This window comes from Clostridium sp. LXY-7 (assembly GCF_056172015.1).
In genome coordinates, this window is the sequence record NZ_JBLLJL010000005.1 from 182,411 (window position 1) to 203,228 (window position 20,818).

The 20,818-nt window shown below is 29.7% G+C and carries 23 protein-coding genes; 3 read left to right on the forward strand and 20 right to left on the reverse strand.

Annotated features, from left to right (window positions below; translation table 11 throughout):
• Positions 1–71 precede the first annotated feature (71 nt).
• The 6 genes from ACI48Q_RS17175 to clpB all read right to left on the reverse strand — a co-directional run bounded on the left by ACI48Q_RS17175 (position 72) and on the right by clpB (position 6,733).
• Positions 72–716: an ATP-binding cassette domain-containing protein gene (locus ACI48Q_RS17175; protein ID WP_474920338.1), complete on the reverse strand. Its 645-nt coding sequence runs from the start codon at positions 714–716 to the stop codon at positions 72–74.
• Position 717: 1 nt separating this feature from the next.
• Complete coding sequence (locus tag ACI48Q_RS17180) at positions 718–1,479, reverse strand: ABC transporter permease (RefSeq protein WP_474920339.1); 762 nt, start codon at positions 1,477–1,479, stop codon at positions 718–720.
• On the reverse strand, positions 1,454–2,434 hold the full coding sequence (locus ACI48Q_RS17185; RefSeq protein ID WP_474920340.1) for an ABC transporter substrate-binding protein: 981 nt from the start codon (positions 2,432–2,434) through the stop codon (positions 1,454–1,456). The genes ACI48Q_RS17180 and ACI48Q_RS17185 overlap by 26 nt, the downstream gene beginning before the upstream one ends.
• 233 nt (positions 2,435–2,667) lie before the next feature.
• The gene (locus tag ACI48Q_RS17190) at positions 2,668–2,826 is read right to left on the reverse strand and encodes a zinc-ribbon domain-containing protein (protein ID WP_474920341.1); all 159 of its coding nucleotides are present in this window, start codon (positions 2,824–2,826) and stop codon (positions 2,668–2,670) included.
• A 267-nt stretch (positions 2,827–3,093) separates the two neighbouring features.
• Positions 3,094–3,999 carry an ROK family protein gene (locus ACI48Q_RS17195; protein ID WP_474920342.1) on the reverse strand — a complete coding sequence of 302 codons (906 nt, stop codon included), beginning with the start codon at positions 3,997–3,999 and terminating at the stop codon, positions 3,094–3,096.
• 115 nt (positions 4,000–4,114) lie between these two features.
• Positions 4,115–6,733, reverse strand: a complete 2,619-nt coding sequence (gene clpB / locus ACI48Q_RS17200) for an ATP-dependent chaperone ClpB (RefSeq protein WP_474920343.1) — start codon at positions 6,731–6,733, stop codon at positions 4,115–4,117.
• Positions 6,734–6,980: 247 nt separating this feature from the next.
• Between clpB and ACI48Q_RS17205 the strand changes: the two genes are divergently transcribed.
• Positions 6,981–7,835 carry a DMT family transporter gene (locus ACI48Q_RS17205; protein WP_474920344.1) on the forward strand — a complete coding sequence of 285 codons (855 nt, stop codon included), beginning with the start codon at positions 6,981–6,983 and terminating at the stop codon, positions 7,833–7,835.
• A gap of 178 nt (positions 7,836–8,013) precedes the next feature.
• On the opposite strand, the gene ACI48Q_RS17210 is transcribed toward ACI48Q_RS17205, so the two are convergent.
• Entirely contained in the window at positions 8,014–8,601 is a 588-nt protein-coding gene (locus tag ACI48Q_RS17210) for a 4Fe-4S binding protein (RefSeq protein ID WP_474920345.1), read from the reverse strand.
• Entirely contained in the window at positions 8,598–8,816 is a 219-nt protein-coding gene (locus ACI48Q_RS17215; RefSeq protein ID WP_474920346.1) for an ATP-binding protein, read from the reverse strand. The genes ACI48Q_RS17210 and ACI48Q_RS17215 overlap by 4 nt, the downstream gene beginning before the upstream one ends.
• A 420-nt stretch (positions 8,817–9,236) precedes the next feature.
• Here ACI48Q_RS17215 and ACI48Q_RS17220 point away from each other — a divergent pair, with 420 nt between their 5' ends.
• Positions 9,237–9,641 (forward strand): bacteriohemerythrin, encoded by a 405-nt coding sequence (locus tag ACI48Q_RS17220; protein WP_474920347.1) that lies wholly within the window; start codon positions 9,237–9,239, stop codon positions 9,639–9,641.
• 186 nt (positions 9,642–9,827) lie between these two features.
• On the opposite strand, the gene ACI48Q_RS17225 is transcribed toward ACI48Q_RS17220, so the two are convergent.
• The gene (locus ACI48Q_RS17225) at positions 9,828–10,175 is read right to left on the reverse strand and encodes a hypothetical protein (RefSeq protein WP_474920348.1); all 348 of its coding nucleotides are present in this window, start codon (positions 10,173–10,175) and stop codon (positions 9,828–9,830) included.
• A gap of 556 nt (positions 10,176–10,731) precedes the next feature.
• On the opposite strand from ACI48Q_RS17225, the gene ACI48Q_RS17230 reads away from it, so the two are divergent.
• The gene (locus ACI48Q_RS17230; RefSeq protein WP_474920349.1) at positions 10,732–11,592 is read left to right on the forward strand and encodes a DMT family transporter; all 861 of its coding nucleotides are present in this window, start codon (positions 10,732–10,734) and stop codon (positions 11,590–11,592) included.
• Between the two features lie 158 nt (positions 11,593–11,750).
• Here ACI48Q_RS17230 and ACI48Q_RS17235 read toward each other — a convergent pair whose 3' ends face one another.
• From ACI48Q_RS17235 to ACI48Q_RS17285, 11 genes are all read right to left on the reverse strand, one after another.
• Complete coding sequence (locus tag ACI48Q_RS17235) at positions 11,751–12,902, reverse strand: DHHW family protein (protein WP_474920350.1); 1,152 nt, start codon at positions 12,900–12,902, stop codon at positions 11,751–11,753.
• A gap of 134 nt (positions 12,903–13,036) precedes the next feature.
• Positions 13,037–14,443 carry an MBOAT family O-acyltransferase gene (locus ACI48Q_RS17240; protein WP_474920351.1) on the reverse strand — a complete coding sequence of 469 codons (1,407 nt, stop codon included), beginning with the start codon at positions 14,441–14,443 and terminating at the stop codon, positions 13,037–13,039.
• A gap of 111 nt (positions 14,444–14,554) precedes the next feature.
• On the reverse strand, positions 14,555–15,028 hold the full coding sequence (locus ACI48Q_RS17245) for a DUF4358 domain-containing protein (protein WP_474920352.1): 474 nt from the start codon (positions 15,026–15,028) through the stop codon (positions 14,555–14,557).
• A 12-nt stretch (positions 15,029–15,040) separates the two neighbouring features.
• Positions 15,041–15,859, reverse strand: coding sequence for a GDSL-type esterase/lipase family protein (locus ACI48Q_RS17250; RefSeq protein WP_474920353.1), 819 nt, complete (start codon positions 15,857–15,859; stop codon positions 15,041–15,043).
• 313 nt (positions 15,860–16,172) lie between these two features.
• Positions 16,173–16,640: a cupin domain-containing protein gene (locus tag ACI48Q_RS17255; protein WP_474920354.1), complete on the reverse strand. Its 468-nt coding sequence runs from the start codon at positions 16,638–16,640 to the stop codon at positions 16,173–16,175.
• A 56-nt stretch (positions 16,641–16,696) separates the two neighbouring features.
• The gene (gene eutH / locus ACI48Q_RS17260; RefSeq protein WP_474920355.1) at positions 16,697–17,791 is read right to left on the reverse strand and encodes an ethanolamine utilization protein EutH; all 1,095 of its coding nucleotides are present in this window, start codon (positions 17,789–17,791) and stop codon (positions 16,697–16,699) included.
• A gap of 18 nt (positions 17,792–17,809) precedes the next feature.
• Positions 17,810–18,355 carry a BMC domain-containing protein gene (locus tag ACI48Q_RS17265; protein ID WP_474920356.1) on the reverse strand — a complete coding sequence of 182 codons (546 nt, stop codon included), beginning with the start codon at positions 18,353–18,355 and terminating at the stop codon, positions 17,810–17,812.
• Complete coding sequence (locus tag ACI48Q_RS17270) at positions 18,348–18,620, reverse strand: EutN/CcmL family microcompartment protein (RefSeq protein ID WP_474920357.1); 273 nt, start codon at positions 18,618–18,620, stop codon at positions 18,348–18,350. Before ACI48Q_RS17270 ends, ACI48Q_RS17265 begins: the two co-directional genes overlap by 8 nt.
• A 12-nt stretch (positions 18,621–18,632) precedes the next feature.
• Complete coding sequence (locus tag ACI48Q_RS17275) at positions 18,633–19,331, reverse strand: TIGR02536 family ethanolamine utilization protein (protein WP_474920358.1); 699 nt, start codon at positions 19,329–19,331, stop codon at positions 18,633–18,635.
• Between the two features lie 27 nt (positions 19,332–19,358).
• Positions 19,359–19,985 (reverse strand): ethanolamine utilization phosphate acetyltransferase EutD, encoded by a 627-nt coding sequence (gene eutD / locus ACI48Q_RS17280; RefSeq protein WP_474920359.1) that lies wholly within the window; start codon positions 19,983–19,985, stop codon positions 19,359–19,361.
• Positions 19,978–20,787, reverse strand: a complete 810-nt coding sequence (locus ACI48Q_RS17285) for a cobalamin adenosyltransferase (protein ID WP_474920360.1) — start codon at positions 20,785–20,787, stop codon at positions 19,978–19,980. Before ACI48Q_RS17285 ends, eutD begins: the two co-directional genes overlap by 8 nt.
• Positions 20,788–20,818: the final 31 nt, after the last annotated feature.

Sequence of the window (20,818 nt, forward strand, 5' to 3'; positions counted from 1 at the left end):
ATAATATTCAAAGAAACTAAAATTCTATTTACTAGTATTATGATATATAAAATACATACTATACTTTAATATTAATCACCCATAATTTTTATTATTTCTTTCCTTATATCTCCAGTTAAATTTGAAAATTTCGCTTTAATCGCTACAGGCCTATTCCCTAAAATTAATAATTCGTCCCCTAATTCTAAAGCCTCTTCAATATCATGGGTAACAAAAATTATAGTTCTTTTCTCCACAGCATTTGTCTGTGCTATGTTTTTAATTATTTTATTCTTGATATTAACATCAAGAGATTTAAATGGCTCATCCATAATTAGTACTTCGCTCGGATATGCAATAGCTCTTGCTATATTTACTCTCTGCCTCATTCCACCACTGAGGGTCAAAGGATATTTCTTTTCGCTATCACTTAAGTCAACTAGTTTTAATACTTCGTAAATCTTATCTTTTTTCTCTTGCTTTGATAAAGTATCAGGTAAAATAACCTCTAGGTTTTTTTTTACATTAATCCAGTTTATCAAACTACTATCTTGAAAAACATAACTAACTTTAACGCCATTATTTATATAATAAGATGAAATATAATTTAATAGAGTGGTTTTTCCACAACCTGATTTTCCTAGTAAACAATTTATTTTACCTTCTACAAATTCCATATTAAAATCTTTATAAATTATATCTTCTCCATAACTTATATTTATGTTTTGCAGTTTCATATTACTCAATGCCCTTCCATGTAAAAAACTTTTTATTTATTATGTTTACTATAAAATCAATAAATACACTTATAATCCCTACTATTATGATCCACCCAATGATAGCATCTGTATTTAAGCTAAGCTTCTCAATATTAATTTGTGCACCTATACCATAGGATGGTTGTCCATATAATTCTCCTGCTATTACTACCTTTAAAATTAAGCATAAAGTTGAAGATAGTGATGGGATTATTGAAAATAAAATACTAGGTAGATACACATAAAAAGAAATCTTTTTCTTTTTAACTCCATAAATTTTCAGCATTCTTAAAAGATTATTGTCAGCATTGGTTATTCCTCCTAATACCATATCATAAAATAGGGGAACTCCAATAACTATACCTATTAATATGGGTGCATTTTCTTTTTTCATCCATATTAAAGCTAAAACTACAAAGGCCATGGTTGGAACAGATTTTAAAATTCCCATTACAGGTAACATAAAATTATATATAAACTCATTAAAGGCACTTATCCCTCCTATAACGAAGGCTAATATTATTGCTATTATAAAACTATAAAATCCTCTAAATATACTACTAAATATAATCTTCCAGAATCCTTCTTCACCAACTATAAAGTACAATTTGTTAACTATATTTACTATTGAGGGTACTATGACCTGATTACTGACAAAAAAACTTATTATTTCCCAAGAAATTATTATTATTACTACGGATATAAGAACATATTTCTTATTCTTTGTAGAATATGTTCTCATCTGGCACTTTTCCTCCTATGGTTTTAGGTTCAAATTTATTCAATTCACTAAAATAAGTTATATATTCATCCTTACAATCTTCTGCTGATATATATTTTAAGTTAATTCTTTCTATAGCCTTTGACAACACTTCTTTTGAAGTATTTATTCCTACCTCTTGACAATAAACCCCTGCATTTTCTGGGCTATCATATACAAAACTTATACTTTCGTCTATAGCTTTGGTAAAGTCCTTTACAAATCCTTTATTTTTTTCTATCAGTTCCTCTTTTATTATTAAGCTAGATTGTGGATATCCATATTCAGAGCCATATATACTTTTCCATTCCTCATTAATATCTAAAAGTATGTTAATTCCATCGCCTTTTTTCATCATTATAGTCGATAATGCTGGTTCTGGCACTACGGAATTGGTTATTTTCCCTCCTATAATTGAAGGTGCAAGTTCACTTGCCGCATTTACATAGCTTAAATTTATTTCACCTTCAGCTATGCCTTTCTTCTTTAATATACTTCTAAAAACTATATCTGGCGTTAACCCTTTGCCTGTGTTGTATACCTCTTTGCCTTTTAAATTATCTAGGCTTGCTGTGCTATCTGTAGATACTAAAAATGTTGAACCCCAACCTACTGTCCCAACAAGTTTATATCCTAACTCTTTATTATAGGATTGAGCGGCTAAGTTTGATGGAACTATGGCTACATCAGCTCCACCTTTCATCACCTCGGTCACAAGATTATCTGTAGTTTTTTGAACCTCATATGTAATATTTGTATTTTCATTTACTTGTATATTCTCTTTTATCATCTTAGCTATAGATACTGCTGGTATACCATCAGGTACTATTACCTTTACTTCAGTTTTTCCTGCTGGCTTCTCTGCTTTATTTCCACATCCAAACATCATTGTAGTGGTAATCATGATTGAAGCCAAAATAAGACCTATTTTTTTCATAAGAATCCCTCCTTGTAATAATTTTCTCCTCCTACATTGTATCTCAAAACAGATTTTTATTCCATTATTTACATAAAATCATTATTTTATATAGCTCACTGCAATATAATTGAAAATACATCTTTATATTAAATTTTATAAACTTAAAACCAATTATAGCTATAGCATACTTTAAAACTTCTACAAATATAAAAAAGCTATGAGTTACCTCATAGCTTTTCTTTAAGATATTACTATCTTCTGTTGTTTCTTTCTTGTTTTCTTGCTCTTCTGCAATCAACGCATCTAGTTGGCTCGTTTTCGAATCCTTTTTCTTTGTAGAAAGCTTGCTCTCCCTCAGTGAATACGAATTCTTTACCACAGTCTTTACATGTTAAGTTTTTATCTGCCATTTCAATTCCTCCATTTCAAAGATTCATATACGATTAACAAGTCCTCTAAATGGAGAAAATTATTATCTGTACTAAATCTTTAATTAATTTTTATTACTCTTTTAATATAGCATAGTATCCTAATTATTGCAAGTAATTTTTAAAATTTATTTATCTATTTTTTAGGCTAAATCTTAAAATTATGTTGAAAATAGAAATAATATGCATGTCTAAATTAAAATTCATTTTCCTCTAAATATTTTAAGTTTTTTCAGATAGATTAAAAAATTACTTACCAATTGATAATGCTAGATAACAAGCTCCATACATCCCTGCATCATTTACTAATTTTGCCTGAATTATATCTGTGTTTTTACTATATATATTTAAGGCTCTTTCACTAAATCGCTTTCTTATTTCATTAAAAAATCTATCTCCTTGAGCTGATATGCCTCCACCTATTACTACTAAGCCTGGATCTAATAGGTGAACTAAGTTTACAATTCCTGTAGTTATATGGTCTAAAAACTCATTATATATATCTATTGCCAGTTTCTCTCCAGCATCAACCCTTTTCATTATCTCTTCTCCATTAATTTCTTTAATACCTGAAGCTTCAGCATAACTTCTAACAAAGGAAGAAGTTGAAGCATATCTCTCATAACACCCAATATGTCCACAATTGCAGGTCTTTCCTTCTTCATTTATGATAACATGTCCCAGCTCTCCAGCTGCTCCATTAACTCCCCTTAAAACTTTTCCATTAACAACAATTCCACTACCAACGCCTGTTCCAATAGTTATGCATACAAATGTATTTCTTCCTTTAGCACTACCCATCCACATTTCTCCAATAGCTGCTGCATTAACATCATTTTCAACAGCTACTGGCAAATCTATCGCACTCTTAATTGTGTCTACCATAGTTGTTCCATTATAGTTATTTAAATTTGGTGCGTAGGTTACTATTCCTCTTTCTGCATCTACTATTCCCGCAGTAGATATACCTATTCCATGTATATCATAGCTTTCCCTCAATTCCCTAATCTTTTCTATAATAGAAGATGGTATAGTATTTTTACAATCCACTATAGGAGTTTCATACTTATCTTTAATTATTATATCTCCTTGAAAGTTGATAATTGCATACTTAATAAAAGTTCCCCCTACATCAAAACAAGCGATGTTTTTCATGTTAAAACCTCCTAAAACTCTAATGTACCTTTTAGTATACCATCTTCAATAAAGTTACAATATACATTTTAAAATAATAATCAATTTAAACAAAGATAACTTTAATTAATAAAGTTTATTCTCCTATTAGCTTTGCTTTGCCTTCCACCAATATATGAATATCATCCTCTTTTCCATCAATGATAATGTGGCATCCTCTGTACGCTTCCCCTGATATTATCTTTTTAGCAATGGCTGTTTCTAAAGTATTTCCTATATATCGTTTAAGTGGTCTTGCTCCATAAATTGGATCATAGCCTTCTCTAGCTAGAATTTCTTTAGCATTATCTGTTATATCCATTGTAATATTTCTTTCCACAAGTCTGTTCTTCACATCTTTAATGAAGATATCAATGATTCTCTTAATTCCTTCCATATCTAGCGGCTTAAACATAATGATATCGTCAACTCTATTTAAAAACTCTGGCTTAAATCTGTGTTTCATTTCATTCATAACAATTTTTTTAGTTTCCTCTAAAACCTGGTGTTCATTTTCCAATAAATAACTGCTACCTATATTAGAGGTCATAATTATTATAGTGTTTTTAAAGTCTACTGTTTTTCCTTTATTATCTGTTAATCTACCATCATCTAATATTTGAAGGAATATATTAAATACATCCTCATGAGCTTTTTCAATCTCATCAAATAGTATAACTGAATAAGGTTTTCTTCTAACAGCTTCTGTTAGCTGCCCCCCTTCTTCATATCCTACATATCCTGGAGGAGCTCCTATAAGTCTAGATACAGCATATTTTTCCATGTACTCTGACATGTCAATTCTTATAATATTCTCTTCGCTGTCAAATAAGTTCCTAGCTAAAGTTTTAGCAAGCTCAGTTTTACCAACTCCTGTAGGTCCTAAGAATATGAATGAGCCTATAGGCTTGTTTTCATCTTTTAAACCTGCTCTTGCCCTAATAACTGCATTGGCCACTGCAGTTACAGCTTCTTCTTGGCCAATTACCCTTTTTTTAAGATCATCCTCTAGTCTCAATAATTTATCTCTTTCTCCTTCTACTAGTCTAGTTACAGGTATTCCAGTCCAATTGGAGACTATCTGTGAAATCTCCTCCTCTGTAACCTCTTCCTTTAAAAGAGCTGAATCATAATTTATCTTCATAGCTTCTTCTTTTTCCACTATTTCTTCTTCAAGCTTAGGTATTATTCCATATTTAAGCTCAGCAGCCTTATTTAAATCATAATCTCTCTCATACTTTTCAACATTACCTCGCGCGTAATCTAACTGTTCCTTTAATCTCCTAATATCGAGAATCTGTGATTTTTCCTTTTCATATTTTGAGGTCATTTCATCATTTTTCTCTCTAAGATCTGCTAATTCCTTTTGTAGATGCTCTAATCTTGTTTTAGATTCCTTGTCTTTTTCATTAAGTAAAGCTTCTCTTTCAGTTTCCAATGTAACTAATTTTCTTCTCACTACATCTAACTCTGTTGGAAGAGAATCAATTTCACTTCTAATCATTGCCCCTGCTTCATCTATAAGATCTATAGCTTTATCTGGCAAGAATCTATCTTGAATATACCTATGAGATAGCTTTGCTGCTGCCACTATAGCTGAATCATGAATTCTTATTCCGTGATGTATTTCAAACCGCTCTTTTAATCCTCTCAATATGGATATAGTATCCTGTACTGTAGGTTCATCTGCTATTACCGGTTGGAATCTTCTCTCTAATGCTTTATCTTTTTCAATATATTTTCTATACTCATCAAAGGTAGTAGCACCTATGCAGTTTAATTCTCCTCTTGCTAACATTGGTTTAATTAAATTTCCTGCATCCATAGATCCTTCAGTTTTACCTGCACCTACTATGGTATGAATTTCATCTATAAATAATATAATTTTCCCATTTGCACTTTGAACCTCTTTTAATACAGCTTTTAATCTCTCTTCGAATTCTCCCCTATATTTAGCACCTGCAATTAATGCTCCCATGTCTAGAGAAAATATTATTCTATCCTTTAATCCTTCCGGTACATCTCCTCTTACAATTCTCTCAGCTAATCCTTCAACTATGGCAGTTTTACCAACTCCTGGTTCTCCTATAAGTACAGGATTATTCTTAGTTCTCCTTGATAATATTCTTATCACCCTTCTAATCTCTTCATCTCTTCCTATAACAGGATCTAACTTATGAGCCTTAGCTAACTCCACTAAATTAGTTCCATACTTAATTAGAGCATCATAGGTTCCCTCTGGATCTTGGGTATCTACCCTTTGATTCCCTCTAATTTGAGACAATACCTCTAGAAATTTATTTTTATCTATTTTAAATTCCTTAAGAATTTTTCCTACCACACCTTTAGATTCTATATCCATTATGGATAACATCACATGTTCTACACTAATGTAGGAATCCTTAAATTTCTCTGCAACCTCTTCAGCCTTAATTAAGACCTCGTTAATTCTCCTTGTGGCTGTAACTCCAGAAGCACTAGCTCCATCGCCTAAAACCTTAGGCATTTTATCTAACTCTAAATGGGTTTTCTGCTTTAATGCCTCTACACTTATTCCCATTTTCTCAAAAATATTTGGAATTAACCCATCTTTTTGATTTAAAAGCGCTGAAAATAGATGAACTACATCTAATTGTTGATGATTATATTTCACAGCCTCACTATAGGCATCATTTAAACTTTGTTGTACCCTAAGGGTCATTTTTTCTCCATCCATAACCATCTACCTCCTATGTTTTATTTATAAACTTATTATGTGTATTAATTTTTTCTCTATCACTAAATCTTTTAATAATTTAATACCTTAATTTTATATCTATATAGAAAATTTTTCAATTTCATATTTTAATCCATTGTATCCAAATGTATAATTAATATGGGAGTTATTTAAAATTATCACTATATATTATAGTAAAACTTTTATTATATTAAGAATGCTTATTTTTATAAGGAGATTATATTTTATGGAGTTAAGAAAAAAATCATTATTGTTCTTAGTTGTAGCTTCAATTCTTTGGAGTACTGGTGGTCTTTTTATTAAACTAGTAGATTTAAATCCCTTTGCTATTGCTGGAATCCGTAGTGGAATTGCAGCCTTAATAATGATGTTATATATAAGAAAACCTATGGTCAGATTAAATAAAAATATGATAGTTGGAGGTTTATCCTATACATCTCTAGTTTTTCTCTTTGTTACCTCCACTAAGCTTACAACTTCCGCCAATGCAATATTGCTTCAATTTACCTCTGCCATATGGGTAGCACTTTTCTCTAAGTGGTTTTTAAAAGAGAACATTAAAAAGCGTGATTGGATTACTATAATCATAGTTATATTAGGGATGGTATTATTTTTTATAGGAGATTTAAACAGTGGAAATCTACTTGGAAATTTTCTTGCAACCCTAAGCGGAGTAGCCATGGCTGCTATGATAATCTGCTTGAAACTTGAAAAGCATAGTGATCCTATAAATATAACCATAATAGGTAACTTAATGGCTTTTATTATTGGTCTACCTTTTTGCTTTCTTCAGGTACCAAGTGGAACTAGCATATTAGGCCTTATATTTTTAGGTGTGTTTCAACTTGGAATTTCCTACATTTTATTTACTAAGGCCATAAAGCATGTGTCTGCTGTGGAAGCAGTATTAATTCCTGTTTTAGAACCTCTACTTAATCCAGTATGGGTAATTTTAATAACAGGAGAAATCCCTAGCCTATATGCCCTTATAGGCGGAGTAATTGTACTCACTGCTGTTATAATTAACTCACTAACCCCTAAAAAAACCTCTAAAATAACTAAATTAGATGTAAATAGTTGAAATTAATAATACTTTATAAAATCCAATAGTAATCCAAAGTACAGTAAATTAAAAGTAGCTAGATGAATTTTTCTAGCTACTTTTAATTTATTTATATTCTCCATTAAATCTGAATCAATGATCTCAAGCCCTGAAAAGCCCTCTATGTTTTCTAATTTTAATATGGAATAATTTTTATCTAAATATTTTTACGAATATTCTCTCTTATTATGCTTATACCTTGAGTCATGGTTCCCATAGGGCAATATACACACCATGAACGTGGTTTATATATAATCATAGTTATTACCCCAAGTAATGTAGAAGTCAGCATTAAACTATAAAATCCAAAGGCAAATTGTGCTACCCAAGGAGTTACGTTTCCCACCTCTACAAAATTCCAAGGTAGCTTCCACGTCCATAAAATAGTTACAACTTGATTTAGACTTTGTGCACCTTTCAGAACTAAATAGGTATTAAATATCATACTTCCAAACATAATCAAGAAAAATGTTAAAAACCCATATCTAAAATACTTACTAGATATAAATCTAGGTATAGTCTTATATCTGGAGAGTTTAAACTTATCCCCTAATAGATTTAAAAGTTGTCCTCTACCACAATATTTATTACAATAGATTTTTCCACCTCCTGTTATGGATATTAATAAGGGCACTAAAAAACATATCATGCCAATCCATGCAAATAGTATATTAAAAAAACCTAAGAATAAATAAATTGCTGATACTATCCATAGATATTCACTCCAACTCTTCCTCATCTTCATTCGTTACCACCCCTATCTACCATTTTAATAGCTGATGCAGGACAGACTTTTTCACATAGTTTACATCCTACACATTTATACTCCTCAACTTTAGCTACTATTCCTTTAAATATTCCTATAGCATCCCTTCTACATATATTGGCACAGACTCCACAAGCCACACATCTACTTTCATCAACCACTGATTTTCTTTTAGCTGTAACTTTATTATTCATTTAATCCTCCTATAAACAGTAATTTATTTACTCACCTATTCTAATTAAATTATATGAGGATTGTGTTAATTTCACTGTGATTTAGTCACACATATATAGCTTAACTTTTTCGTAATGAAGAATATATTCTAAATATATCTCCAGAATTAAATTTATAAAATTTCTAAAGAAAAAATTCACCAAATTATTTTTAAAGTTTTATAGACAATATAATCTAGATTATGTAAAAGTGAAGCTTCATGACTAGATTAATCATAATTCATATCTTAATGGAAAACTATGTTCAGCCTATATCAGGCATGAAATAACGTTTAATATAGAATTGCTTAAGATTTAAAATTGTATGTTATCATAAACATCTTGAATATTGTATTTAAAATATTGTATAATTATGATATACAGTTAAGATAGGTGATAATTATGATAATATGGGATGATAGTTTTAGTACTGGAATAAAAATAATTGATGATCAAAACAAGTACCTATTCCATCTCTGTCGACAGATTGAAATGCTGCTTGAAACACCAAATGGAGTTTATAAACTTGATGAAACTATTAAGATAATATGTGATTTGCGCGAGTATACTACCTTCCATTTTTATACTGAAGAAAATTACATGAAGAATATAGATTTTGGTGAGTTCTATAGTCACAAAATAGATCATGATAAATTTAAAAATGAAATATTGAGTATAGATATGAATACTATCTATAAAGAGAATTATAATGAAATTTATTCCATTAAACATTTTTTATATGATTGGATATTTAATCATATCCAAATAAAAGATAGAGAGATTGCTGAATATATTAATAAAAAATAGTTATTTTAGATGACTATTTTTTTATTAATATATTCTATTTTCACATTGTTCTATTTTAAAAGCATATATTAATGTAATCCAGCAATTATATTTTATTTGAGTTACATTTTTCCTATAAATACAAATACTGATTTAATCCGCAAAAACGTTCATTCTTTTACACTATGTTAAGATAAAAATTTATAACTATCTATCATAAATTTCTTTATCCCTAAAATCTCTAATTTCTTGTACCCCAAACCCAATAACTTTGTGATCTCCACTATCGGTAGGTCTATAATGAGCTTTCTCATGCTGAGGATACATAAATTCTATCATTGCGTAGTTTGCAATATCTGCTAATAATTCTGTATTTCCTGTTTCCTTATATTTTTTAAGCCTCTCCTCTAAATTACCAATGGCATCTAATGATTTAAATTTAAAATAATTCTCCTTTACAGACCCATATTTATAGTAGGATGTAGCCATCATATTTTTTCTTATCTCATCAAACCTCTCTGAATATTCAGTTTCTAATATTTCTTTTATATCCATATCCTTATTACTCCTCTTAATCATTATAGAATTATTGAAATATACTTGATGAAGTTCAATATCTATGTATGCTTTATTTAATATTTTAACATAAAAAAAGTTATTTTCTTATATTTTATAAACACGTATAAAACTTTCATTAGTTTATGTATCTTCAAAACGCATATACTATTATAAAGTAATTTTTGTTTGATTATTTCTTATTCATCATATAAGATAAGTGAGAAATACTTTATTTTAGGTAAAGGTGCCGTAGGCATAGGTAAATACTCACTGCGTTCGTGGTAAGGCGTCACTTTGTAACAGGTAAGGAGCAACCGAAGGTTGCAGGAAAAGTAGAAAACCAGCAAAGCTGATTTTATATTTTAGAGGCACAAAGTAGCAATATAACTGCTTTTGCCTATGCAAAAACTACCCTCACCTGTGAGCGAAGCGAGCGCCTTCCCTGTGCCAAGGGCACTCCTTCCCTGTAAACAAAGTGAGCCTCTTACCTGCAACCTACGGTTGCCCTTACCTAAATAAATTACTTCACACTTTATTTTATGGAGGAATACAAATGAATAATAGAAATAAAGGAATTCTATTTATAATACTTTCAGCCTTTGGATTTGCTATGATGTCAGCTTTTGTAAAGTTGTCTGGAGATATACCTTCACTTCAAAAGACTCTTTTCAGAAATGCTGTTTCTTGTATTATAGCCTTCGGTATGGTTATTTATCATAAAGAAAGTTTCTTTGGTAAACGTGAGAATCAAAAAACATTACTTTTAAGATCAGCTTTAGGAACTGTTGGTATAGTTCTTAACTTCTATGCTATTGATCATTTAATATTATCTGATGCAAATATGCTGAATAAATTAAGTCCTTTCTTTGTAATAATATTTTCTGCTCTATTTTTAAAGGAAAACCTAAGTCTAAAACAAATTATTTCAGTGCTTGTTGCTTTTCTTGGAGCCGTACTAATTATAAAGCCAGCCTTTAATATTGATATGTTTCCTTATTTAATAGGAATTTTCTCTGCAGTTTTTGCTGCTGGTGCCTATACTTGCCTTAGAGTGCTTGGTAAAAAAGAAAAATACTATACCATAGTTTTTTATTTTTCCTTATTCTCTATAGTTACAATACTTCCCTTTGCTCTATTTATATATAAACCTATGACAATTATCCAATTTACTTACCTGCTTCTAGCTGGAGTATTTGCTACTATTGGACAGTTTGGAGTAACATTAGCCTATAAGTATGCACCTGCTAAAGAGATATCTATATTTGATTATTCAAACATAATATTCTCAGCTATAATAAGCATGTTACTATTTGATCAAATTCCTGACATATTGAGCTTTACAGGTTACATAGTTATTTTTTCTGCTTCATTATATATGTTTTTATATAATAAGAATAATAAAAAAATTAGTTAACAACCACTTAAAAAGACTAATGGTGAAAATATATATTTGCACCATTAGCCTTTTTAAGTGAAAAATTCTTTTAAATTTATCCTATATTAATTCACAAAATTATTTACATATTTTCAGGATTATACCTTATACTCTAGCCATCTATTGTATTTCATTCATTATTCATTATTCAATACTGCTGATAGTGAATTATCTTGAAAAAAGGTATTTGCATTATATAAAAATAAAGTATGAGTTATTTTTTCTTCACTTATTAGCTTATATAAATCCTCATAATAATATCTTGGATCTACTAACACTATTTCACTAAAATATGGAGTTAGAAATTGCACAAAAGAATTTGCATAGGAATCTTTTATTAATAATAATCTATCATTATTATTAGCTATTGTATTTATTTTCACTAAGGGATGATTTCCTTCTAAAAATACACCATACTTATCTTTAGTATTAAGCTTTTTGCTATTATATAAAGAGGTGGTTTTCTTTTTTTCTTCTACATAGTTAACAGACACTTCATCTGCTCCGTTTTTGGGCAGGTAAATATTTATACTATCTGGCTCTTTATTTTTTATTCCTACTTTAGAAGAAAGAGTACCATAAAATCTATTTTCAACTATTTTTAAATCATAATAATTCTGTTTAACCTCTAATTTCATGTTTTCCGCCAATTTTAAAAAGGTGTAATATCCACCTAAAGTGGTCCAATGATGATCTGTTTTATAATATATGTATTCATCTTTATGCTCATATAAACTATTAAAAACATCTACAAATTCCACATTTTTCCCTATAGTTTTCTTAAGTTTATCAAGATATAGTTTTTGGGATACTACAGGCGCATTACTAGGAAGCTTATCTTTAAGTATACTTACAGCATTAGGTGCTATGACCATATATTGTTTCATATCCTTATACTTATTTGAGAACTTATTTATAGCCTCTAAATTTCTATTGAGATTCTCTTCTAATGGAACTTTAAATTGCTCTATTAAATATCCCTCATCACCAATGTAAACTCCATTTTCTTCCTTTTTGCCTAATAATTTATCTGTATTAGTTTTAATTTTTATAAATCCGTCTCTTCCTATAAATTGATCTGCTACATATTTTTCAGTTTTTTTTGTATATCTTCCATCAAAAATACTCTCTATTGAAAATTTAGGTTTTTTAGCTAATTTTCTATTTTCATTTTCAGAAAAAGTTTTATCCTTAGAAGCTATATTTAATACTCCAATTGTAGCTAAAAGTAGTAAAAAACTAAATGTCAAACTAAATGAATATAACTTCTTATTGTATCTATTCTTCATAATTATCTTGTCCTTCCCAATATAGGTGTAAAGTACATATTTTTATATAAATAATACGTTCTATGAAATCATCTCTTCCTAAAGTCTATTTACGAAAGTCTTGAAGTAATTTCTTCCTACTATTATTTATAGATTTAAAATCTAAAATATAAAAAAGGATTATAAGTTTCGTTAACTAAATAAGCTATAGCTAGTATATTTATAATCATAAGGATTGCTGTAGCAATTATTACTCCTTTATTTTTCTTATATCTTTTAATATTTTCAAATATACTGTTCATTACAGGGGTAGATGCTATAACTAGAATTATGAATAGAATTAAATTGGTGTTTAGATAATATATAGCTGAACTATCTATTATCGGATTAGATCCAAAACCAAACATAACCTTTATGTAATCTACTCCATGGGATAGTTTGTCCATTCCGAAAAATACCCATCCTACCATTACTACTACCATTGTATAAATATGAGATAAAAATTTAGGCAATAATTCTAGAACTCTCTTTAAAAATAATTTTTCTATAAATAGTATAATTCCATAATATAATCCCCAAGCCACAAAATTCCAACTAGCTCCATGCCATAATCCAGTTAGTATCCAAACCGCAAACAAGTTTCTACACTGCATTAAAAATCCTCTTCGATTCCCTCCTAATGGTATATATATGTACTCTCTAAACCAGGAGCCTAAAGATATATGCCATCTTCTCCAAAACTCTGTTACACTTTGTGATATGTATGGATAATTAAAATTCTCTATAAATTCAAATCCAAACATCTTTCCAAGTCCTATAGCCATATCTGAATATCCACTAAAATCAAAATATATTTGGAAAGTAAAAGCCGCTATACCTAACCAAGCAGTTACTACTGATAAATTCCCAAAATTTGTACTTTGAATAGTAGTCCAAAGCATACCTATATTATTTGCTAAAAGCACTTTCTTTCCTAATCCTTGAATAAATCTTTCTACACCTTCTCCAAAGCTATTTATTCCTTCTTCTCTATATCTCAATTGCTCTGTAATATCAGAATATCTTACAATAGGCCCTGCTACTAGCTGAGGAAACATAGTGACATATAGACTAAAATCTATAAGACTCTTTTGAACCTTCACTTTTCCTAGATATACATCAATTATATAAGATAAGGTTTGAAAGGTATAAAAAGATATTCCTATAGGTAATGGTAATCCTTTATATTCTATATTTAAATGAAAAATACTATTTATATTATCTATAAAAAATCCATAGTATTTAAAAAATCCCAATATAGCTAAATTTACTATTACTGTAAATATAAAAATATTCCTTTTCCTTAATTTATCCTCTTTATTTTTAGTTATATATAGTGCTGAAAAATAATCAAATACAGTAGTAAACACCATAAGAAATATATATGTAGGTTCACCCCATGCATAAAACATTAAGCTCATTACTAGTAATACTATATTTCTAAAACCTTTAGGAGTTATGTAATATAGTATTAATGTTATAGGTAAAAACGTAAAAATAAAAAATATACTGCTAAAAACCATAGTTTTTCCTCTTCTCTTATGTATTTTATTATGTTGTAAAAGCTTAATCTGTTTAGATTTTAGTATAGTAAATTTTTTACTTCAATATACTAGTCTAAAATTTAAGGATATCTATTTCATCGCTTCAGTAAATTTAACTTTTAAGCCTTCTGAATCTTTTGCTACTGTATAAAAAAAATAATTACCCACTACTTTAGTTTCATAATCTTCAAGCAATGCACATTGTTCTACTCCATAACCATTAAAATTCTCAAGCTGTCTATCAACTCTTTCCTCTATAGCTGCTTCTATACCTTCAACCTGGGAACTATCTTTAACTTTTATAATAAGTAGCTCATTAACATCCATGGATGTTTTTGGTACATATAAGATAACTTCTTGAAAATCATTGGAATTTAATCCATAAAATCTTTTCAATGCCTTATTATCTCCTTGTTTCATACTTTCTGAATCTATATTGACTTTCATAGATGTAATTATCTCCTTTAGAGATGCTTCTGGTTCATTATTACATCCACTTATAGTCATAGCTGTAGTAAGTATAAAAAATACTACTAATAAATTTCTTACTATGCTTTTCTTCATTTGTTTCACCTCTTACAGCTCTATTTTTTCCTTTATAATATCTAACCATTGTGTATAAAATTTAGGTACTAGATGTATTCCATCTTGCTCATATAATTCATTATTTTCTTTCACTAGATATGCAGTATCAATAAAATTAATAGAAAGTCTGCTACACATGTCTTGTAATCCTACATTAAAATCATCATAATTTTCATAGCTTGGCTCCTTATTACTAACCTTAGATTGAACTGGAAATACTGAGTTTATGTATATTCTTACATTAGGTAATTTATCTTTTATTTCTTTAATCAGTTTCTCATAATGTTTTACAAAACTCTCTGTGTCTTTAAATAAAAGCAGGTCATTCATTCCATAGAACATAATTATATTTTGAGGATTTAGATTAGCTACAGTGCTTATATCCTGTGTTGCTTTTATTACATCCCTTCCTTTTATTGCTACTACAGAAGATTTTTGAAGTAGCTCATATTCACTTAGTGCCTCCGAAATGGAATCTCCCATAAATACTGTATTTTTAAATATTGTATTAAAATCTCTTTCATCTTTTATTTCTACTTTTTCCTCTTGTTTACTTTTCCTATTTAATTCTTCTCTTACTTTATTTATATTAATTTCTATAGTCGCTATATCTTTATTCTCTAATGTCCTTAAAGTGTTTATTCCTTCCTGAATGTTTAAATTCTCTTTGGCATATATAGTTGAGTTTTTAATAGCTTTATATCCAATAATTATTAAAAATACTACTGTTAAAACCCCTACAAACCTCCACTTTATAACATTATATTTTCTTATCTCTCTTTTGCCATGATTTCTTGCTTCAATATTCAACTTTGATCTCTTCTTTCTTATTTTTAATATATTACGCCACAGTTATTATTGTATTACTGTTAATGGTTTATTTTATTAAGAATTAGTTACAAATGTAGAAAAAAAGAGAGGAATAAGAATTTTTGTCTTACTTCTCTCTTTTAATTTACTCTTAAATATTTTTATAGTTTTTTAGAATAACATTTTAATATACCTCCAATAATTTGAATTAGCAAAATACTAAAAATTAATTTATCGCTACTATTGCCCATAAAAACATATTATTAATAAAAAAAGAGAAGTAAGAAATTTTTATCTTACTTCTCTATTTTACTTAATTTTGGTTTGCCCAATCTGCTGGATATGTTACATATATAAATCTAGCATAATTTGGAACTGAGAACTGAATCTTACTTCCTTTTGGTATTAAAATTAGTTCTCCAGCATCTGCTGATATTTTTCTTCCATCTATGATTATATCTAGATGTCCTTCAATTACATAGTCAACTTCATCATAATTTAGTGTCCAATCGAAAGTTGTTTCTTTCATTTCCATCATTCCACAACCTAGTCTTGGGCTTTCTTCTATTGTAAAAATATCCTTAGTATAAACTACATCTTTAGGATTTCCTGTATCTAATCTATTTGATTCATCAACCTTAACTGTTGGAAGTTTTACTGATGTAATTCCACTTATATCCCTATTTCTAACGAAGTCTACTGAATCTTTAGCTCCACTAATCTTTTCTTCTATAATTTGTCTTACTAACTTCTCTAGTAAATCTTTATCAATATTTTGCATAATTACTTTCCTCCTCTGTAGGTATTTAAGAAATAATAGCTAATAATGTATAATTATTATTTTGCTTCCTCTTTACCTAACATACTATTAGCAATGAATATAGCAAGTATTACTGCTGCTATTCCTCCAACTAATTTAGCAACTATCATTGGAAATATCATTTCTGAATTAAATCCAGCTGTGAATCCTAAGTGATCTCCAAATACAAAAGCTGCTGAAACTGCAAATGCAACATTGATGATTTTTCCTCTATTATCCATATCTTTCATCATGCCGAACATTGGAATACTGTTAGCTAAACTAGCAACCATACCAGCTGCTGCTATATCGTTCATTCCTAAAACTTTTCCTAATGCCATTAATGGCTTCTTGAATACTTTAGTTATAACAAGTACTAGTGGGAATGCTCCTGCAAGAACTATAGCTATATCTCCAACAATTGCAATACCTTCATGAATTGGATTCATTCCTGGAATTAATACTATTCCTGTTAATTGTTCTATAACTGCTGCTGCTAATGCTAATGTAATTAATATAACTACAAACTTACCAAAATATGTAAATCCTGTTATCATGGCTTTTTCAAACTTCCATAATCCTATTGCTATAATAGCTGCAAATATAACTATTGGAATTAGGTTTCTTAATACCATCATAACTGGGAATCCAGCTACTAATCCTCCTACAAAAGCTCCAACTGGAATTGTGATAACTCCTGCTAATACTCCTGTAGCTAAAAATCTTTGATCTTCTTTATTAATTATTCCTAGTGCAACTGGTATTGTGAATACTATAGTAGGTCCCATCATAGCTCCTACTATAAGTCCTCCGAATAATGCTGCTTGTGGATCTCTAGCAAGCTCGGCTGCTAGTGGAGCTCCACCCATATCATTAGCAAGTAATGAACCAGCAAACATCGCTGGATCTGCACCTAATAGGTCAAATACAGGCACAACTACTGGTTTCAATATATTTGCAAGTACTGGTGCAAGACATATAACTCCAACCATAGCTAGTGCTAGTGATCCCATAGCCATGAAACCTTCTTCAAATTTTTCACCTAAGCCAAATTTATTACCTATGCATTTATCTATTGCTCCTAAAGCCATGAAAACAACCATTATATATATAATAATTTCATTTATTCCCATTGTTTCATTTCCTCCCAATTAAAGTAATTTTGAAATTATAAGTTCATCCGGTGAAGCTATAACACTTATATTTACTATTTTCTTATCTTCTAATGATTCTCTAGCTATACTCATTCCATGCTCTACATCACTAACTTCTCCTGAAACAATATATACTAACTTTCCACCTATACCAAAGGCAGGTTGAAGTTTCGCTAGAGTAACATTAGAGCTTTTTAATGCTTTATCTAAAGCATAAATCCCACTACAAACATTAATAGTCTCCATTATTCCTAGAGCACCTCTGTTATATTCTCCATATTTATTTTTAAATCCTTGAATAATATCATTGTGGACAGCATTTATTGTGAAACTATCTACTACATATCCATGAGCAGCATCTAAACCATAGTCCACGGCCTCTTTAACTTCATCCTCATGACCAGATAAGATTAACAGAAACTTACCAGGACATATAGTCTTTAAAAGAAGTATCTCTATAGATGCCTTTTTAACCATACCATCTGCTACTTCGATACCTTTTGCAATGCTTCTAAACTCTATTGAACCAAGGCTCTTATTCATCTTCTACCTCCATGGAATCAATAATTCCTACTATAGCAGCATCTACTGGCACATGGCTCTCACCTAGGGAAACTCTTGCTGAGCTTCCCTTAGTGATTAGAACCATATCTCCAGTACCTGCTCCTACATTATCTGCTGCCACAAAAAAACCTTCCATTTCCTGTTCCTTGTCCTTTAATAGTCTAACTATTAAGAACTTTTGTCCATTTAACTTTTCATCTTTTCTAGTAGCCCATAATCTTCCCACAACTCTTCCTATAACCATTTTATTCCTCCACTATACTCTTTTCACCTTTAAGTGATGGAGTCTTATAAAATCATTAGCGAGAGGAGTTATTATACTCTTTTTATCTATAACTACTGATTTCATTCCATTCATAAAAGGCTTCTTTAAGTCTGCTTCTGTAATAAGTTTTTTATTTCTTATCTCAAAAGAATTTTCTTCCACCATAGAATTTTCTATTGCAGAAACTACTGCTTCAACTTTTTTCTCTTTTGCTTCAATAGTAGATTTTCTATCTTCTATTGAACTTATTGATTCTATTATATCCATTCCATGTTTTATTAATTCTTTTTCAAACTCAATATATTTATTATATAGTGGTTTAGGAGCTGTATTCTTATACCTTCTGTATTGAATACCATCTTCTAATATATATACTTTTTTTCCCTTCATAAGCATCTTTACCATGAAGTTCTGTTCTGGGGTATCTAAGTTTAAAGTAGCTAAATTAGCTAATCCCTTTAAACACAATTTTGATACGAAGATTACATCACAATCCTTTACATCCACAGTATAAGGAAGTATTTTGTAGCTATGACCTACTATAGAATTGTATTTTTCTATATTTTCTTCATCAAAGACTACCAGTGTTTTCCTATCATCAATTGTTTCTGACTTTATGGTGCTTAATGGTTGTTGTAGTTTGTTATAAACTTCTTTTACTATTAAATCTACTAATTCACTATAATTCATTTAACTATCTCCCCCCTAGAGATTTTATTACTTAACTATTCTTCCAAGGGTTCCTTTAGTAAATCCACATGCATTTGCTTCATCATAATCTATATGCATATATGTGGCAAACTTTGGACTTACTCTTATAACTACGTCATCAAATATTAATGGTCTAGAGCCAAAGACTTTAACTTTAACAATTTCTTTATCTTTAACTCCAAATTTTTCTGCATCCTCTGGAGTTATATGAATATGTCTTTTTGCTACTATAACACCCTTATCAATAGTTATAGATCCTCTTTCAGTTGAAATAGTTATACCTGGAGTGTTGGAAATATCTCCGCTTTCTTTTACAGGCACCTTTAATCCTAATGGAAGTGCATCTGTTAAAGAAACTTCAACTTGAGTATCTGGTCTTTCTGGTCCAAGGACTACAACATTTTTAAGAGTTCCTTTAGGTCCTGTTACAGTTACTCTTTCCTTGCATGCATATTGTCCTGGTTGAGATAGGTCTTTAAGCCTTGTAAGCTCATATCCTTCCCCAAAAAGTATATTTATATGATCTCTATTTAAATGAACGTGTCTTCCTGAAGCTTCAACTTCTATGAATGCCTCTTTTTTTACTCTTTGGATTACTTCATCTACTACTATATTTAAAAAAGAATTATCCATTTACTTTCTCCTGTTCACTATATTTTCCAGTTCTATATTTAAACATCATTATCCAGAATAGGGATGATAGCCTATTTAAAGCTGTAATTATATCTTCTCTATCAACTTCTCCATATTGTCCCTTAAAAGCTTCATAGGCAACAAGTTCAGTCTCTCTTATAAGAGTTCTACAGCTATTTAACTCTACTACCACTTCTCCCATAGAATAGTCTGGAAAAAAGTGTCCTATACCAAAATATTTTTGAGGATGATGAGATTTTTCTCTTAAATCTGCTAATGTCATATTTTGAAGTGAAAATTCTCCTACTGGTTCATCTAGTACTTCACATCTCACTAACTTTCTTATGAAATCTAAAACTTCTTGAAGGTCCTGTACTAACTTATTATGTTCTAATTTTGAACACAACACTTGAATTTCTAAAATCTTACCCTCCAAAGAATCCATCTTCCCTCTAAGTATTATTCTCTTATGATCTTTAAATACAAGAAGATCTCCATATAACTGAGTCATATGTTCTGGCTTCTCAGCTAACTCTGCTCCAAATAAGGTCTTATACTTATAAATTACAGATTTTTCTTTACTTTTTAACTGAAGTTCCTTCTTAACTGGTTTTTTAACTTCTGCTTCTTCTATAGAATCCTCTAAAGAATCTATATATTTTAATACAATATTATTTTCTATTAAAAAAGATTTTGCAGAAGGAGTTATAATTTCTCCCTTTAGAACCTTAAATTCTTTAAACTCTTTAAAGTCCTTCCCCTTCAAGCGTCTTCTTAATTCACTTTCTGTAATTACCGCCATATATTCACATCCCTTATTAGATGTAGGAGAT

Bases quoted from the DNA above. Each gene is read 5' to 3' on its own strand.
- ACI48Q_RS17285 (WP_474920360.1), bottom strand. From the start codon at position 20,787: ATGGCGGTAATTACAGAAAGTGAATTAAGAAGACGCTTGAAGGGGAAG.
- ACI48Q_RS17225 (WP_474920348.1), bottom strand. From the start codon at position 10,175: ATGGATATAAAAGAAATATTAGAAACTGAATATTCAGAGAGGTTTGAT.
- ACI48Q_RS17235 (WP_474920350.1), bottom strand. From the start codon at position 12,902: ATGAAGAATAGATACAATAAGAAGTTATATTCATTTAGTTTGACATTT.
- ACI48Q_RS17205 (WP_474920344.1), top strand. From the start codon at position 6,981: ATGGAGTTAAGAAAAAAATCATTATTGTTCTTAGTTGTAGCTTCAATT.
- ACI48Q_RS17240 (WP_474920351.1), bottom strand. From the start codon at position 14,443: ATGGTTTTTAGCAGTATATTTTTTATTTTTACGTTTTTACCTATAACA.
- ACI48Q_RS17185 (WP_474920340.1), bottom strand. From the start codon at position 2,434: ATGAAAAAAATAGGTCTTATTTTGGCTTCAATCATGATTACCACTACA.
- eutH (WP_474920355.1), bottom strand. From the start codon at position 17,791: ATGGGAATAAATGAAATTATTATATATATAATGGTTGTTTTCATGGCT.
- ACI48Q_RS17180 (WP_474920339.1), bottom strand. From the start codon at position 1,479: ATGAGAACATATTCTACAAAGAATAAGAAATATGTTCTTATATCCGTA.
- ACI48Q_RS17215 (WP_474920346.1), bottom strand. From the start codon at position 8,816: ATGAATAATAAAGTTACAGCTAAAAGAAAATCAGTGGTTGATGAAAGT.
- ACI48Q_RS17190 (WP_474920341.1), bottom strand. From the start codon at position 2,826: ATGGCAGATAAAAACTTAACATGTAAAGACTGTGGTAAAGAATTCGTA.
- clpB (WP_474920343.1), bottom strand. From the start codon at position 6,733: ATGGATGGAGAAAAAATGACCCTTAGGGTACAACAAAGTTTAAATGAT.
- ACI48Q_RS17255 (WP_474920354.1), bottom strand. From the start codon at position 16,640: ATGCAAAATATTGATAAAGATTTACTAGAGAAGTTAGTAAGACAAATT.
- ACI48Q_RS17175 (WP_474920338.1), bottom strand. From the start codon at position 716: ATGAAACTGCAAAACATAAATATAAGTTATGGAGAAGATATAATTTAT.
- ACI48Q_RS17220 (WP_474920347.1), top strand. From the start codon at position 9,237: ATGATAATATGGGATGATAGTTTTAGTACTGGAATAAAAATAATTGAT.
- ACI48Q_RS17270 (WP_474920357.1), bottom strand. From the start codon at position 18,620: ATGGTTATAGGAAGAGTTGTGGGAAGATTATGGGCTACTAGAAAAGAT.
- eutD (WP_474920359.1), bottom strand. From the start codon at position 19,985: ATGGATAATTCTTTTTTAAATATAGTAGTAGATGAAGTAATCCAAAGA.
- ACI48Q_RS17275 (WP_474920358.1), bottom strand. From the start codon at position 19,331: ATGAATTATAGTGAATTAGTAGATTTAATAGTAAAAGAAGTTTATAAC.
- ACI48Q_RS17230 (WP_474920349.1), top strand. From the start codon at position 10,732: ATGAATAATAGAAATAAAGGAATTCTATTTATAATACTTTCAGCCTTT.
- ACI48Q_RS17210 (WP_474920345.1), bottom strand. From the start codon at position 8,601: ATGAAGATGAGGAAGAGTTGGAGTGAATATCTATGGATAGTATCAGCA.
- ACI48Q_RS17195 (WP_474920342.1), bottom strand. From the start codon at position 3,999: ATGAAAAACATCGCTTGTTTTGATGTAGGGGGAACTTTTATTAAGTAT.
- ACI48Q_RS17265 (WP_474920356.1), bottom strand. From the start codon at position 18,355: ATGAATAAGAGCCTTGGTTCAATAGAGTTTAGAAGCATTGCAAAAGGT.
- ACI48Q_RS17245 (WP_474920352.1), bottom strand. From the start codon at position 15,028: ATGAAGAAAAGCATAGTAAGAAATTTATTAGTAGTATTTTTTATACTT.